At 68.6% G+C, this 15,327-nt stretch carries 14 protein-coding genes and 1 pseudogene; 11 read left to right on the forward strand and 4 right to left on the reverse strand.

The genetic code is table 11. The features are described from left to right. Positions 1–54: 54 nt before the first annotated feature. The 3 genes from A6A29_RS26295 to A6A29_RS26305 are packed head-to-tail and all read left to right on the forward strand — an operon-like array spanning position 55 to position 3,595. A complete protein-coding gene (locus tag A6A29_RS26295; protein ID WP_073723450.1) occupies positions 55–480 on the forward strand; it encodes a DUF6507 family protein in 426 nt (141 codons plus the stop codon). Next, complete coding sequence (locus tag A6A29_RS26300; RefSeq protein ID WP_073723452.1) at positions 477–2,939, forward strand: hypothetical protein; 2,463 nt, start codon at positions 477–479, stop codon at positions 2,937–2,939. The genes A6A29_RS26295 and A6A29_RS26300 overlap by 4 nt, the downstream gene beginning before the upstream one ends. A gap of 11 nt (positions 2,940–2,950) precedes the next feature. Further along, on the forward strand, positions 2,951–3,595 hold the full coding sequence (locus A6A29_RS26305) for a hypothetical protein (RefSeq protein WP_241838656.1): 645 nt from the start codon (positions 2,951–2,953) through the stop codon (positions 3,593–3,595). A gap of 404 nt (positions 3,596–3,999) precedes the next feature. Here the strand turns inward: A6A29_RS26305 and A6A29_RS26310 are convergent, their stop codons facing one another. Then, positions 4,000–4,947, reverse strand: coding sequence for a 4Fe-4S domain-containing protein (locus A6A29_RS26310; protein WP_079183019.1), 948 nt, complete (start codon positions 4,945–4,947; stop codon positions 4,000–4,002). A gap of 257 nt (positions 4,948–5,204) precedes the next feature. Between A6A29_RS26310 and A6A29_RS26315 the strand changes: the two genes are divergently transcribed. Further along, positions 5,205–5,459 carry a mycothiol transferase gene (locus A6A29_RS26315; protein ID WP_079183020.1) on the forward strand — a complete coding sequence of 85 codons (255 nt, stop codon included), beginning with the start codon at positions 5,205–5,207 and terminating at the stop codon, positions 5,457–5,459. Here A6A29_RS26315 and A6A29_RS26320 read toward each other — a convergent pair. Further along, positions 5,418–6,617, reverse strand: a complete 1,200-nt coding sequence (locus A6A29_RS26320) for an RNA-guided endonuclease InsQ/TnpB family protein (RefSeq protein WP_073723937.1) — start codon at positions 6,615–6,617, stop codon at positions 5,418–5,420. The two genes, A6A29_RS26315 and A6A29_RS26320, sit on opposite strands and share 42 nt — an antisense overlap. Before the next feature lie 51 nt (positions 6,618–6,668). On the opposite strand from A6A29_RS26320, the gene tnpA reads away from it, so the two are divergent. Together tnpA and A6A29_RS26330 are read left to right on the forward strand one after the other, a co-directional pair. Then, the gene (tnpA, locus tag A6A29_RS26325; RefSeq protein WP_073723454.1) at positions 6,669–7,097 is read left to right on the forward strand and encodes an IS200/IS605 family transposase; all 429 of its coding nucleotides are present in this window, start codon (positions 6,669–6,671) and stop codon (positions 7,095–7,097) included. 102 nt (positions 7,098–7,199) lie between these two features. Further along, a complete protein-coding gene (locus A6A29_RS26330) occupies positions 7,200–7,553 on the forward strand; it encodes a mycothiol transferase (protein WP_079183021.1) in 354 nt (117 codons plus the stop codon). Between the two features lie 66 nt (positions 7,554–7,619). On the opposite strand, the gene A6A29_RS26335 is transcribed toward A6A29_RS26330, so the two are convergent. Beyond that, positions 7,620–7,961 carry a DUF5713 family protein gene (locus A6A29_RS26335; protein WP_073723456.1) on the reverse strand — a complete coding sequence of 114 codons (342 nt, stop codon included), beginning with the start codon at positions 7,959–7,961 and terminating at the stop codon, positions 7,620–7,622. Between the two features lie 222 nt (positions 7,962–8,183). On the opposite strand from A6A29_RS26335, the gene A6A29_RS26340 reads away from it, so the two are divergent. The 4 genes and pseudogenes from A6A29_RS26340 to A6A29_RS43400 all read left to right on the forward strand — a co-directional run. Next, positions 8,184–9,341 carry an acyl-CoA dehydrogenase family protein gene (locus tag A6A29_RS26340; RefSeq protein ID WP_073723939.1) on the forward strand — a complete coding sequence of 386 codons (1,158 nt, stop codon included), beginning with the start codon at positions 8,184–8,186 and terminating at the stop codon, positions 9,339–9,341. A 19-nt stretch (positions 9,342–9,360) separates the two neighbouring features. Further along, positions 9,361–10,236 (forward strand): acyl-CoA thioesterase, encoded by an 876-nt coding sequence (locus A6A29_RS26345; protein ID WP_073723458.1) that lies wholly within the window; start codon positions 9,361–9,363, stop codon positions 10,234–10,236. A gap of 138 nt (positions 10,237–10,374) precedes the next feature. Further along, positions 10,375–11,340 (forward strand): cation diffusion facilitator family transporter, encoded by a 966-nt coding sequence (locus A6A29_RS26350; protein WP_073723460.1) that lies wholly within the window; start codon positions 10,375–10,377, stop codon positions 11,338–11,340. 257 nt (positions 11,341–11,597) lie between these two features. Then, positions 11,598–11,917: pseudogene (locus A6A29_RS43400) on the forward strand (LCP family protein); the annotation flags it as partial. A 177-nt stretch (positions 11,918–12,094) separates the two neighbouring features. Here A6A29_RS43400 and A6A29_RS26360 read toward each other — a convergent pair. After that, positions 12,095–12,874, reverse strand: coding sequence for a phosphatase (locus A6A29_RS26360; protein ID WP_073723462.1), 780 nt, complete (start codon positions 12,872–12,874; stop codon positions 12,095–12,097). 676 nt (positions 12,875–13,550) lie between these two features. Between A6A29_RS26360 and A6A29_RS26370 the strand changes: the two genes are divergently transcribed. After that, positions 13,551–15,326 carry a glycosyltransferase family 2 protein gene (locus tag A6A29_RS26370; RefSeq protein WP_073723467.1) on the forward strand — a complete coding sequence of 592 codons (1,776 nt, stop codon included), beginning with the start codon at positions 13,551–13,553 and terminating at the stop codon, positions 15,324–15,326. Position 15,327: the final 1 nt, after the last annotated feature.

The raw sequence follows: 15,327 nt of genomic DNA on the forward strand, positions 1-15,327 counted from the left end.
GCGCTCCGCGGGTCGTGATGTGTGGGTTCGGGTGTTCAGGGGGGCGGGGCTTCGATGGTGGCGTGGGATATCAAGCCGCAGGGTGTTCAGGGTCAGTTGAAGGTGGTCGGCGGGCATGCCGGTGACCTGGAGAAGGCGTTGAACGCGATGGTCAAGGCCATGTCGGAGGCGGCGCAGGCCGCAGGCACGGCGGTGCCGGGCACGGCGGCCGGCACTCCCCTGCAGGGCCCGGTGGCCCCGGGGCAGGAACCCCTCTCGCACGCCGCGATGGGCCCGGTGGCCGCGGCGCTGGGTGAGTACCTCAAGGAGCGTCAGCCGCAGCTGACGTCGATGGCGGAGCGGATTCAGGCCGCCGTGCTGGGTGCGGCCACGGCGACGAACGAGTACGTGGAAGGCGACCTGGACACGGCCAAGCAGGCCCAGGACGCGGCGAAGTCCGTCCGTCTGGATCTGTTGAAGGATCTGGGGGGCCGCAAGTGAGCGAGAACGACCCGGTCGCGCTGGAAGGGATCCCGGTCTTCACCGGGAATCTCGCGCTGCTCGACACGCAGGTGACCGCTCTGACGAAGAGCGGGGCGACGATCTCCACGACCGCCGGTGACGTCCACAGCAGCTTCGGCGGCCTGCAGGCCTTCTACCGGGCGCCCGAGGCGGAGCAGTTGTTCGCGACGACGAAGCCGGTCGCGGATACCGGACTTTCCCTGAAGTCGGACCTGAGCACCATCGCGAGCGCGCTGAGCACGTATTCGGACGACGCCTACCCGCTGGTCGAAAAACTCAAGGAACTGAAGCGCGACGCCGGGGCCTTCCTCGTCAAGGCCGACGCGGATGACAAATGGCGCGAGGACGGCGACCTGGTCGAGGAGAACAACAACCGCCACAACGAGATCGCCGAGACCTGGGCCGCGTTCCAGGCGGTGGAGAGGGCCTGCCACGCCAAGATCGTGGCCCTGGTCGGCGGCACCCCCCTCAAGACCGACGACGGCTCCGGCAAGGAGGGCACGTACGGCTACGACGCCGAGGCCCTCAAGCACGCCAAGGGCCTGCCCTGGGGCGACCCGGTCGAGGAGTCCAAGCCGTGGTGGCACCTGGGCGAGCACCTCTGGGACTTCACCAAGGGCGTCTTCGTCGACGGCGTGTGGGGCACGATCAAGGGCCTGGGCACCCTGTTCGGCACTGACGGCTGGGACGCGGCGAAGCAGGCGTGGAGCGGACTCCAGGACCTCACCACCGGCGTCATCCTCACCGTCGCCGCACCCGGCCTGCTCTGGGCCACCCCGGAGGACCGCCTGCCGGGCTTCGCCCGGGACTCGCGCAGGGCGATGAAGGAGACGGGCAAGGCGCTCCTGGCGTGGGACCAGTGGGGGGAGAACCCGTCGCGGGCGGCGGGCGCGGTGACATTCAACGTCCTGACGACCGTCTTCACCGGCGGAGCCGGCGGCGGAGTGTCCGGCGCCGGCAAGGCGGCCGTCGCGGCGAAGGCCCTGTCGTTCGCGGGCAAGGCGGGCCGGATCATCGACCCGATGACGTACGTCTTCAAGGGCGCGGGCGCGGGCCTGACGAAGATCAGCGACGTCATGGCCGGCCTCAAGGGCTCGGGCGCCGTGGAGATCCCGCCCCTGCCGGACAACATCTTCACCCTGCCGGAAGGTGCCGTCAGATTCCCCGACGGCACGGTGGACCTGCCCGCGGGCACGGCCATCCCGGACGGAGCGGTCAAGCTCCGCGACGGCACCGTCCAACTGCCGGAAGGGGTGGTGGCCCTCCCGGAAGGAACGGTCAAGTCCCCCTTCGCCGAGGGCGCCCCGTACATGGACCGCGAAGGCCACCTCTATAACAACGACGGCAGCCTCGCTCAACTCTCCGACGATGCCCCCAACACCTCTGGCACTCATGCCCCGGTACCTGATCGATCCCTGGTCGGCGCAGGCGCGCATGCCGACGCCGGCCGCACCGGAAGCGATCTGTCCGGGGGCAGACCAGGCGGCCCCGTGCCCGGTGAGGGATCCCACCCTGCCGGTGGGACCGCAGGCGGCACCATCCGTAATGGCCACACCGACCCCACCCCCTCAAGCGGCAACCACGTCCCGGGCCCCTCGCCTGTGGGCGGCCACTCCGCCCACGATCCAACATCCAGCGGCGCTGGCCACGGAGCCGGTGGCGGACAAGGTATCCCCCACCAGGGTGGTCACACGGGCTGGCATTCCGGCGGTCCTGACGAGTTCGGACCACCTGGCAGTGACATCGGCTCCCACAACGGCACGGGTGCAGACGGCGCCAGGACACCCGATCAGGTTCCCGTCCATTTGGAAGGCGAGCGAATCGCCCAGCAACCCAGCGGCAGGATGGCCCCCACTCAGGAGGCGGACGTGACTGCGGCTCTGACTGAGTCGAAGATCCCTCATGTAGACCAAGAACGCATGCTGACCCAACTGAGGAAGTCGCCATACGGGGCCGCTGTCGCCGATCACATCACGAACGGACATTTTGCCCGCATGCCTGGGTACAAAAGTCTGATCTTCCAGGTAAAGCAGGGTGACATGATCCCTGCTGTCCATCAGGCCATGGAGCATGCGTCTGAACTACGGGCCAAGAGTATGGACAATATCGAATTTGAGTTGAAGTTGCCCGAAGAAAAACTCGACCTGGATGTTTTGTCAAGATCCAAGAACGGCATCGAGTACGGCGCGCAGCTCAAGACCGTCGAGAGCGCCAACGGGATCAGCTCGGCCGTGAAGGGCATCGCTGCGAAGCAGCTGGCAGGCCCCGGAGTCAAGGTAAAGGTGGCAATTCTTGATATCCAGGATGCGAAGGGCGCGATAACTGAGCAGGTTCTGAATAAAGTCCAGAGGGCAGCAGATCGAACCAACGCCTCCTTCGAGCTACGCTTTCAGGACGGCTCCATCACCGTGTACCCAGCCAAAGCAGTAGAACCGTAAGGATCTTTTCAATGTCGCTTCTGATGCGCGCTCCAAGGACGTGCGGCTCGTGGTTCTGGGATCTGGATGATGTGACAGCACCAGGACTGAAAGCAGCTCTAGAGACAGCTGCTCACATGACTGCCGTTCTGCGGAGATACGAACTACTGGAACCGACGTCGCTGGAATGGAGCTGGTTCGAGGTAGGCAAAGGAGGGCTCGGGATTCATAGCCGCCTTGATATCTTGGGGCTCTCGCTGAATGATGCAGCAATCGCAGAACAGACACGCGCATGCCGCCCGACTGGACACCCTAACGCAGAAATGTCCGAGATCCTCATTGTGGGTTCCGGCACCTGGTTCGATAAAGAGGGGGACCCTCATCGCGAACCACGCCTGGTCGAACTGACCGTATCTCCCGATTCGATCGGCCCCTCGGCGGAGCTGTCGGTCCACCACGATGTATGGGGCGCCTATGACTTTCGAGGGGTGCCACACGCCTCCGTATACATGAACAATGCACCCCGCCTTTCCGCTGCACTACGGGATCTTGACGGCATGCTTGGAATTACGGCAGAGCCGGGCGAGGCCACCTACTTCGGAGTTGCTGAAGGCCATGGGCTCAAATCTCCCGATGTGATCGGAGGTCTCGGCCCCAATCTCACCGATTCGCTGTGACCTGCCGGAGGCACGGGGGGAAGAGCGACGTGACCGGTGCCCTGCTGCGGTCCGATGCTGATCAGCCGGTTCGGACTGGACCGGTGACACACCTGCACATCGGCTGATGCCATGAGCACACGTCTCCCCGAAATAGACTGGACCGACCGGGACGCCGCCGACAGTCATCCTGGTTCGCGGGAGATGCCGCTCAGGAAGCACCTCCGCTGAGATCCAATGTGGGCGGAGGAATTACCACCGGGCTGGATCCACGCTGTGCCCTACGGCCACCATCAGATCTGGTGTCTTCACACATCGGTGATCATCGGTGGCCGCACCCGTTCCAGGGGCCAGCCCCGCCCGGCTAGACATGGCCACACCCAGCCACACTCATGGATCTCCGGCAGGTTGGCGACAGGAACTCATCAGTAGCGCATAGCGGTGAAATCGATGGGCCTGGGCCGGAGCATCTGGACTCGGGCCGTCAGCTGCTTCATTCGCCTGGCCATCTCCCGGGCGGGGAGCCGCTTGCGGTCGCCGTGGCCCGGCAGGAGCCACTCGAAGTGCAGCCGGTCGGTGGTACGCAGCAAGGAAGCGCCCAGCTCCTCGATGGAGTACCAGGTGACGCTCTCGGCCACTTCCAGATCAGCCGTCGTACGCGACCAGTACAGGCTGTCTCCGCTGAAGCAGTACCGCTCGTCGGCGATGTAGAGCACGCTGCCCCGGGTGTGACCCGGCAGCGGGTGCGCTGTCATGCCCTCACCGATCTCGACCGGATCCGTGCCGCGCAGGACATGGTCGGCGTCGGGTGCGGCGTCGAGATCATCCTCGTGAATCCACAGCCGGGCTCCGAAGCGATCGGCGTAGCGGCGGCCGTGCGCGGCGTGGTCCCGATGCGTGAGCAGGACATCGGTGACGGAACCCAGTTCTTCGTACCGCGCAGCCAGCGTGCCGCTCCAACGGGGCGTATCGATCATCATCAGGGTGCCGGACGGCCGGCGCAGCAGGTAGGAGTTGGCTCCGGCCGTGCGGGGGGAGTTGTGCCCGCACAGGTGAACAGCGTCGTCCAGGGCCAAGGGGAAGGGATCCAGCGCACCGTCGAGTCGACGGCCGGAGTGACGGATCGACCGGACGGGACAGGCGAACGCGGCAGCGTGCAACTGCCGGGCCTCCGCCCCGTTCCGCGGCTGTCGGATCATCTCGGAGCGGCCAGCGGTCTCGCGTATCAGTTCAGGGGCCAGCTGACGCGCGACGTCGCAGTTCGTACAGCGGGTGTCGACATACCAGCCGCCGCCGTCCCCCGCGCTCGGCTTTTCCCCGTCGGTGGCTGCGCCCCGGTCTCCCGTTGATTCGGGTAACAGATCGTCGTTCATGGTGGCTCCGTCCTGGATTGCGCAGGCTGTACGTCTCCTCAAGGGGTATCCCGCCCCGAAGGAAAAGAGGAAGGGGGACCGGTGCTTGTGCTTCCCGGAGGAGCCCGCTCTGTGATCGAGCGCAGGAAATGCCGAAAAGCGCCAAATTTTCCTGAAACGTATTACGCGAAAATGAGCGACGGGGAAGCGCGGGCGGACTTCGCCTGCTCTGTCGAGAACATGTACTGACCTAATTCCTGCCTACGGACGGTCGGCCCATGACCACTTCCACGGACAGTCCGGCCACGTTTCCCCCCGGAGAGCGCGGTGAGTTGCTGCGCGCTCTTGCCGAGCAGCGGGAGTTGCTGCTCATCACCGTGCGCGGCATCACCGACACGCAGGCCATGCGCCGCACCACCGTCAGCGAGCTCACGCTGGGCGGAATCGTCAAGCACGTGACTCCTACCCCTCGTAAACGAGGGGGCTTCTCGCTATGCCTGGTTGGCGTTGCGATGGACCAGCCCGGCCCTTAGAACGTTCACGGCTGCCACCGTGTCCGCGTGCGCGGTGTGGCCGCACGAGACACAGTGGAACTTCTCCTGGGTGGGCCGGTTCTCCTTGGCGGTGTGCCCGCATTCGGGGCAGGTCCGGGAGGTGTTGCGGGGGTTCACGGCGATCACTTCCCGTCCGGCGCTTTCAGCCTTGGCGTGCAGGATCGTCAGGAACACCCCCCATCCGGCATCCGAGATCGAACGGTTCAGCCCGGCCTTGGCCGCGGCCCCGTTGGGCAGGAACGCGCCCGGCCTGTCGGGGTCGGGTTCCGGCGCGGGAGCGGCTCTCATGTTGCGGATCTTGAGGTCTTCATGCGCGATGAAGTCGTGCGCGCGTACGAGGTCAAGGGCGGTCTTGTGCGCGTGGTCCAGGCGCTGGCGGCGGACCTTTCGGTGCAGGGCGGCGACCTTCTGCACGGCCTCGCGGCGGCGCTTCGACCCGCGCTTGCACCGGCTGAGCGCCTGCTGTGCGGCTTCGAGCTTTGCGGCAGCGGTGCGGCCGTGGCGCGGGTTGGACACGAACCTTCCCTCGGAGTCGGCAAGGAAGTTCGCTAGGCCCATGTCGATGCCGACCACACCGCCGGTCGCGGGCAGCGGCTCGGGCTGCGTCTGCTCGGCGGTCAGCAGGACGAACCACTTGCGGCCCTCGCGCTTGACCGAGACGGTCTTGACCTTGCCGACTACCGGCCGGTGCTGGTTGACCTTGACATGCCCGACGCCCTGGAAGCGGACGCGGGTGACCGGATCGTGGGGGGTGGAGTCCCAGCGGCAGCCGTCGCCGTCCTTGGGGAAGTCAACCGTGTCGAACCAGTTCACCCCGCGAAAGCGCGGGTAGCCGGGCGTCCCACCGGACTTGGCGCGGCGGAAGAACGCCGCGAACGCCTTGTCCAGACGGCGCAAGGTGGCCTGCTGGCCGGAGAACGACCAACGGCCCTGGCGTTCCGTGTCGAACGCCCGGATCTCCTTGAGCTGCGCGGACTGCGTCCCGTACTTGATGCTGGTCTTCGAGGCGTGCCGGTAGGCATCCCGCCGTTCCTGCAACGCGCCGTTGTAGAGGGAGCAGTGATCCCGCAGCATCTCGACGAGCGCGATCGTCTGGCCCACGGTGGGCCGCATGAGGAATTTGTACGCACGAATCATCCGGCCCACCCCCTTTCAATCAAGTGCTCTGGATCACACTAGCATCGGTGTATGTCACCACGCTGGGAGCCAAACCCCGATGTCCGCACCGGGCGTCACGTCGCCTCCAACCTTCATGCTCACTTGGTGTTCGTTACCAAATACCGCAGAGACGTCTTCGACGACGCCATGCTCAAACGGTGCGAGGAGATCATGCGCGAGGTGTGCGCCGGCTTCGAAGCAGAGCTGCGGGAGTTCAACGGCGAGACCGATCACGTCCACCTCCTGGTGCACTACCCGCCGAAGGTGGCACTGTCGAAGCTGATCAACTCGCTCAAGGGGGTCAGCTCCAGGTACCTGCGTGCCGAGTACACCGGCCGGATCAACCGCATCGGCATGGGGTCGGCCTTCTGGTCCCGCTCCTACTTCGCGGGCTCCTGCGGCGGGGCACCGCTGACCGTGATAGGGCAGTACATCGAGGGCCAGAAGCGCCCTGTCTGACCATCCCCCCGAGACAAAGAGAACTCCGGCGCTCCGCGCCTCCGCTCCAAGGATGCGTTTCCCTCCCCGGCTGAAGCCGGGGATACCCACGCAAGATCAAGGATGGCCAATGGCGAGCGGGTGTGGGCACAGATCCTGGTCAGGGGGGGGGACGGGGAACTGCCGGACGGGATGCTCGACATGGAGCAGTACCGCATGACGGAGGGGGAAACGCTCCCAGGGCTGCTGGAGCTGTACGCGAACGCGACGCGGGCGATCGAAGGGGCCGTGAGGGCTCGGCCGGACCTGGACAGGAGCGTGCCCCTGCCCAGGACTCCCTGGTCCCCGCCGGAGACGGTCCACTGGCCGGCGCGCCGGGTCCTGCTGCACCTGATCAGGGAGACGGCCCAGCACGCCGGGCACGCGGACATCATCCGGGAAGCGCTGGACGGGGCCAACACCACCGCTCAACGGTGATCGCGTGAGGGGCGCCTCATGGCGTCCACGCGCCCCTGAGCATGTCGTTCATGCGGTGCGCAGGCGTCACCATTCCCGGGCGGAGATCAGCTCTTCCCCGTCCGCGTCCTCGAAGCCGTAGGCCATCGCGATGAACCAGAACGCCTCGCCTATCTCCTCGCGGGCGACCGTCTCGATGTCGCTGCCCGCCGCTTCGAACTCCGCCTCCAGGTCGTTGAACGCTTCGGTCGCCACCTCGGTCAGCGCGTACAGCGCCGTCAGGTCCGCGGGGTGTTCGGCCTCGATCCGCTCGCAGAGGTGCAGCAGGACCGCCTTGCCCTTGTCGAGCACATGGTCCGGGTAGTAGTCGTCCTCGTACAGCGGGAGCAGGAATGTGTGCGCCGCCACCTGCTCGTTCGTGATCGCCACGGCGATCCCCCCTCGCTCGCTCGAAGGCCCCAAAACCGAAAGCCCGAAGATCCGTCGCCCCGATCCTGCACCACCCCACTGACAACGCCGGGTCCGGGGTGTGTGCGTGCCGAGCATCACCCTGGACAGGCCCCGTGACTGCCGGGTAACTTCAGTAGGTGGCTGAGCAAGCGCTTAGCCATGCTGACGAAGCCGAAGCTGACAGCCACCAAGGAGGCACCCGTGCGCCGTACGGTATTCAACGAGGACCACGAGGCGTTCCGGGAGACCATCCGCGCCTTCATCGCGGCCGAGGTCGTGCCCGTCTACGACGAGTGGTTCGCCGCCGGCCAGGTGCCGCGCGAGTTCTACCACAAGCTCGGTGAGCTGGGCATCTTCGGTATAGAGGTCGACGAGGAGTACGGCGGCGCGGGCATCGACTCGCACAAGTACGAGGCCGTCATCTACGAGGAGACCGCCCGCGTGGGTGTCTCCTTCGGTGGCTCGGGCGTGCACACGCTGCTCGGCCTGCCCTACATCAAGATGCTCGCCACCGGCGACCAGAAGAAGCGCTGGCTGCCGAAGTTCACCACCGGCGAGGAGATGTGGGCCCTCGCGATGACCGAGCCGGGCACCGGCTCCGACGTCGCGGGCATGAAGACCACCGCGAAGCTCTCCGAGGACGGCAAGCACTACGTCCTCAACGGCTCGAAGACCTTCATCACCGGTGGCGTGCACGCCGACCGTGTGATCGTCTGCGCCCGCACCTCCGCCCCGCGCGAGGACGACCGCCGCTTCGGCATCTCCCTCTTCGCCGTCGACACCAAGTCCGCGGGCTACTCGATCGGCCGCAAGCTCGACAAGCTCGGCCTGCGCACGTCCGACACCGCCGAGCTGGCGTTCGTCGACGTCAAGGTTCCGGTCGAGGACCTGCTCGGCGAGGAGAACAAGGGCTTCGGCTACCTCGGCACCAACCTGGCCTCCGAGCGCTGGGGCATCGCCTTCGGCGCGTACGCGCAGGCCGCAGCCGCCGTCGGCTTCGCCAAGCAGTACGTGCAGGAGCGCACCGTCTTCGGCAAGACGGTCTCCTCGTTCCAGAACACCAAGTTCGAGCTGGCCGCCTGCCAGGCCGAGGTGGACGCGGCCCAGGCCGTCGCCGACCGCGCGCTGGAGGCCCTGGACGCCGGGGAGCTGACGGCGGCCGAGGCCGCGTCCGCGAAGCTGTTCTGCACCGAGGTCGCGCACCGGGTGATCGACCGCTGCCTCCAGCTGCACGGCGGCTACGGCTTCATGAACGAGTACCCGATCGCCCGCCTGTACGCGGACAACCGGGTCAACCGCATCTACGGCGGCACCAGCGAGGTCATGAAGTCGATCATCGCCAAGTCCATGGGTCTGTAAGAGCGGCTACGTTCCCTTCATGAGCGCACCACTCGACTCCCTGCTCGATCTGCTCGACCTGGAGCAGATCGAGCGGGACATCTTCCGGGGCCTGAGCCGCAGCGCGGTCGTGCCCCGTGTCTTCGGCGGCCAGGTCGCGGCCCAGGCGCTGGTCGCCGCGGGCCGCACCGTCCCGGCCGACCGGGGGGCCCACTCCCTGCACGCGTACTTCCTGCGCGCCGGGGACCCGGGCGCGCCGATCGTCTACAGCGTCGACCGGATCCGCGACGGGAAGTCCTTCACCACGCGCCGGGTCGTCGCCGTCCAGCACGGGCAGCCGATCTTCCACCTCTCGGCGTCCTTCCAGACATACGAGGACGGGCTGGAGCACCAGGCGGACATGCCGGCCGCCCCCGATCCGGAGACGCTGCCCACGGCCGCCCGGATGCTGCCCCGGTACGCGGACCGGTTCAGCGACCCGGGTGTCGTGGACCGGCTGATCGAGGCGCGGGCCGCCGTCGACCTGCGGTACGTGGACGCCCCGCCGTTCGGCACCGTCGGCGAGCCGCGCGAGCCCCGCTCCCAGGTGTGGTTCAGGACGAACGGCAAGCTCGCGGACGACCCGCTGCTGCACGTCTGCATGGCCACGTACGTCTCCGACATGACGCTGCTCGACTCGGTGCTGCTGGCCCACGGGCGCGGCGGCTGGGCGGTCGGGGACGTGGTGGGCGCCAGCCTGGACCACGCGATGTGGTTCCACCGGCCCTTCCGGGCCGACGAGTGGCTGCTGTACGACCAGGAGTCGCCCTCGGCGTCCGGCGGGCGCGGTCTCGGCCAGGCCCGCATCTACACGCAGGACGGGCAGCTGGCGATCACCGTCATCCAGGAGGGCGTGGTCCGGGTCCCCCGGGACTGAACAGGCCGCGGTCCATCGGGGCCGAACAGGCCGCGGTCCATCAGGGCCGAACAGGCCGCGGTCCATCAGGGCCGAACAGGCCGCGGTCCATCGGGGCCGAACAGGCCGCGGTCCGCTGATTCGGACATACTCCCCACCATGAGTGACGAGAATTCCGGTGGTGGGGAGTCCACGTTCACCGTCATCGTCGCGGCGGTCGCCAATCTCGGCATCGCCGTGGCGAAGGCCGTCGCGGGGCTGATCAGCGGATCGAGCGCGATGCTGTCCGAGGCCGCGCACTCGGTCGCCGACACCGTCACCGAGGTCATGCTCCTCACCGCGCTCAAGCGGAGCGAGAAGCCCGCCGACGAGGACCATCCCCTCGGCTACGGCCCCGAGCGGTACATCTGGGCGATGCTCGCCTCCATCGCGACATTCGTCGGCGGCGCCGTCTTCTCCGTCTACGACGGCGTCCACACGCTCGTCGAGGGCGAGGAGCTGGGCGATCCGCTCATCTCGTACATCGTGCTCGGTGTGGCCTTCCTGCTGGAGGGCTACTCACTGCGCACGGGCGTCAGACAGGTGCGGCGCGAGGCGTCGAAGCTGAGCGTTCCGGACACGTACTACCTCCGCCACACCCCCGACACCGCGGTCAAGGCCGTCGTCATGGAGGACTCGGCGGCCCTGGTCGGTCTGCTGCTGGCCGCGGGCGGGCTGCTCGGCGGGCAGCTCTCCGGCTCCGGGGTGTGGGACGGCATCGCCTCGATCCTGATCGGTGCGCTGCTCGTGTACGTGGCCTGGGTGCTCGGCCGGTCCAACGCCCAGCTCCTGATCGGCCGCCCGCTGCCCAAGGCGATGCGGGCGGGGGTGCGCGAGGAGCTGCTGTCGGTCCCGCACATCGTGGACGTACTGGAGCTGACCACGCTCATCCAGGGGCCGACCGAGATCCTGATCGCCGCGAAGATCGACTTCCGGGACATGGCCAGCGCCGAGCAGGTCGAGTGGGCCTGCGAGGAGGCGGAGGCGCAGTTGCGGGAACGCTTTCCGTCCATCCGCCGTGTCTATCTCGATCCGACGCCGGGGCCCGAGCAGCGCCGGGCCCGCGCGGCGCGCGCGAACGGGTGACCGCGTCCGGGTGACCGCGTCCAATCGTATGCAGCACGGGCGATTCACCCCGGGGCGCGGCACGGGCGCGTCCGCGAAATCATACGGCTCTCCGAAAATGTACGCCTTCAGGAATCCTTTTCGGGGAGAGCGACGCTCATGACCCAATTCCACCGGCCGACACCGCCATTTCCGCCCGTCGGACCGAAACGGCGCATGGTCCGCCCCGTCCCGCTGGCCGCTGGCCGCTGCCGCACTCACCCCGCTGCTCGTTCAGTCCCCGCGCCCAGGGGCGCGGCATGAACATCCTGCTGGTCGGAACGGACGGCCGGGACACGATCACACGGCAGGAAAAGGAGAAATACCGCCTGGGCGGTGTCGCCTGCGACTGCACGGACACCAGGATGCTGATCCATATCTCGGCGAATCGGAAAAGGGCCGGTCACCGGGCGGGACGCACCCGTCGAAGATCAACGGAGCGTACGCGGAGGGCGGTGCGGACCTCTCGATGCGTACGGTCGAGGAAATGACCGGGGTGAAGATCGACCGGTTCCTCGGCGTCGACTTCTCCCGTTTCATGAAGACCGTCGACACGCTCCCGCATCGGCTGCGGCTGCGGCTGCGGCTGCGGCTGACCCGGCACCGCCCGCGCGCGCCCGCCGGGTACACCGGACGGGCGTCCCGGCGTCCCAGTGACCCGGCGTCCTGGCGGGCCTCCCGGCGGGCTCGGGCGTGTGCCGCGGGCTCGGGCACGTACGCAGGCGCGCCCGCGGGTTCAGAGCAGTCCGGCCGCGTCCAGGAGGTAGTCGGTCATCGGGTCGTAGAAGCGCGGGTCGGTGACGTGGTCGTCCAGGGGGACGGCGACCTGGAGGGTGCCCTCGGACTCGCCGAGGAACAGCGCCGGGTCGTTGCAGTCCGCGTAACCGATCGAGTCGAGGCCGCGCTGCCCCGCGCAGCCCGCCCAGCCGTGGTCGGCGACGACCAGGTCGGGCAGCGGCCGGCCCTGCTGCTCCATGGCGTCCAGGATGGCCGCCATCGGGGCCGGGGAGTGCGTGTGCCACAGGGTCGCCCCGCGCTCCAGCACGGCGACGTCCGCGAACTGGAAGACCATGCCCTCGTCCGCCATCAGCCCCGAGGGGATCCGGACGATCTCGCAGCCCGCCCGGCGCAGCGCGTCCGCTGTCTGGCGGTGCACGTCCAGCAGGCCGCCCGGGTGGCCGGTGGCGAACAGGACGCGTTCGGAGCCCGCGGCCGCCTTGCGCAGCCGGGCCGCCATCCGCTCCAGGCCGTCGACGGTCAGCTCCGGGTCGATGGTGTCCTGGCCCTGCCGGTGCGCGGGGTCGTCGTTGACACCGCACCGCTCGGCCATGACGGCGAGGACGTCCTGCTCGTCGGCCCAGCGGTCGCCGAGCTCCAGGCCCAGCCAGTAGTGGCGGTCGCCGTTGGCGAGCTTGCGGTAGTGGGAGAGGTTGTTGTCACGGGGTGTGGCGACGTCCCCGGCGATACGCGTACGGACGAGGTGGTCGACGAGGGCGGCACGGCTGGGTATCGGCATGGACCCATTGTGCCGTCCGGTGTGCGCCGCGTGCCGGGTGTCCTGTCCGCCGGGCAGGACGGGCCGGTCACCGGGCGGGACGCCGGACGCTCACCGGGTCGGACGCCGGACGGTCACCGCGCGGGGTGGACCGGTCGCCGGGACGGACACCGGGCAGGGCAGACGGCCACCGGGCGGTCGCCGGGTCGGGCGCCGGACGGGACGTCGGCCGGTCGCGGTCCGGGCGTGCCGGGCGGTACCGGACGATCACCGGGGCGGGCGCCGGCCGGTCGCGGTCCGGGCGTGCCGGGCGGTACCGGACGATCACCGGGGCGGGCGCCGGCCGGTCGCGGTCCGGGCGGGACGGGGCGGTCCCCGGTCCGGGCTCCGGCAGCTCCCGCCCCCCAGCTCCCCAGCCCCGGCCCCGGGCCCCGGCGGCGTCCCTGCCCCGGGTTCCGCGGCCCGGCGTCCCGTGGCGGAAGTCTTCCCGGACTGTTCACCCCCGTGTGACCTGCTCCTTCGTGGGCCGGACGGGGTCGGCCGCTCAAATGGATACACACAGAGGTCTGGACCACCGGAGTCACGCCAATTCCGTGTCCGATTCCGCCAGTTCCCGCACGCACGGCGAAGTGGTCTATACCTTTGGTACTAGGGTGGGCCACCTGAAACTGCCACATACGCAGCCGTGGGGGGCTTTATGAGCGTGTGTCATCTTCCGCAACCACCGTCCGACGACGAGCTCTACTGGTACTTCGGTCCACAACGGCGTTGGGTCCTGGTCAGCAGTTCGCTCGCCTTCGTGTTCACGGCGGCGACGATGTTCACCTTCGCGCTGCGGACACCCGCCCTGTGGGCGTTCCTCGCGGTTCTCGGGCTGAACGTCGTGGCCCTGCTGCTCTCCTCGCTGAACAGCCTGCGTCAGCGCCGGCTGACCCGGCAGTCGCACGACGTGCTCGTGCACGCCTGGCGGCCCGCCGAGCTGCCCGGCGTCGATCTCTACCTGCCGACCTGCGGCGAACCGCTGCCCGTGCTGGCCAACGCCTACCGTGCCGTCGCCGCCGTGGACTGGCCGGGGGCGCTGACCGTCTGGGTGCTGGACGACGCCGACCGGCCCGAGGTCGCCGCGCTGGCGGCCGAGCACGGCTACACCTATGTCGTACGGCCCGACCGGGGGCATCTGAAGAAGGCGGGCAACCTCAACCACGCGCTCACCCTGAGCAGTTCCGAGTTCATCGCGATCCTGGACGCCGACTTCGCGCCCCGGCCGGACTTCCTTCGCCACCTCGTGCCGTATCTGGCCGACCCCGGCGTCGGCATCGTGCAGAGCCCGCAGTGCTTCGACACCGACGAGGGCATGGACTGGATACAGCGCGCCGCCGGGTCGGCGCAGGAGTGGTTCTTCCGCTGGATCCAGCCGTCGCGCGACGCGAGCGACGCCGCCATCTGCTGCGGCAGCAACGCCGTCTACCGGCGCAGCGCGATCGACCTGGCGGGCGGCTTCGCCCGGCTCGACCACAGCGAGGACCTGTACACCGGACTCGCCCTGTACGAACAGGGGTTCCGCACCCAGTACGTACCGGTACTGGTGGCCAAGGGCACCTCCCCCGACCACCTCACCGCCTTCGTCAACCAGCAGTACCGCTGGGCCATGGGCAATCTGCATCTGCTCGGGACGCCCGTGCTGCGGCGGATGCGGGCGCCCTGGCGGATGCGGCTGTGCTTCTACGAAGGCATCGTCGGATACCTGGCCACGGCGGTGAACACCTTCGCGGCGCCGCTGCCGCCGCTGGTGATGATGTTCCTGTACCCGGACCACATCCGCCCCTGGCACGTGCTGCCGCTCCTCGCACCGCTCTGGCTCTGGCATGTGCTGCTGCCGCGCGTCAGCCGTACCCGCTGGCGGGTGGAGGTGATCCGCGCCAACGTCCTGACGAGCGTGGCCGCCGCGACCGCCTTCGTGCACACGCTGCGGGGCCGCAGTGCCGCCTGGGTGCCCACCGGCGCGCGCGGTACCGGGGCCTCCGGGGGGATGGCCCGGCGGGTGGTCGGCGTCTCGCTGGTCTGGCTCGTCGTGTCCAACGGGGCCGCCGCCGCGGGGCTCGCGCTGGCCGTCGCCCGTAACGGCTGGGAGCCCAACTGGGGCCTGGTCCTCTACCTCCTGGTGCAGTGCCAGATCAATGTGCCGCTGATCCGCGACCTGCTGGCCGAACTGCGCCCGAAGGCACCCGCGAGGGCGAAGACCGACACAAGGGCGACCGCGAACGCGAAGGCCGCAGGCGCTGGCGCCCTTCAGCCCGCCGGCCGCACCGGGCCCGTCCCGAATCCGGTCACGGGCCTGGTCACCGGCCTCCGTGCCCGGACCCACATGCTGCCCCGGCGCTGGCCCGAGACCCTGGCCGCCTCCGCCGTCCTCCTGCTGACCGGCCTGCTCGCCTCCGGGCTCGTCAACCCGATGCTCCCCTGGCTGAGTTGAG

Source organism: Streptomyces sp. TSRI0281, from assembly GCF_001905125.1.
In the GTDB taxonomy this organism is placed as follows: Bacteria; Actinomycetota; Actinomycetes; order Streptomycetales; family Streptomycetaceae; genus Streptomyces.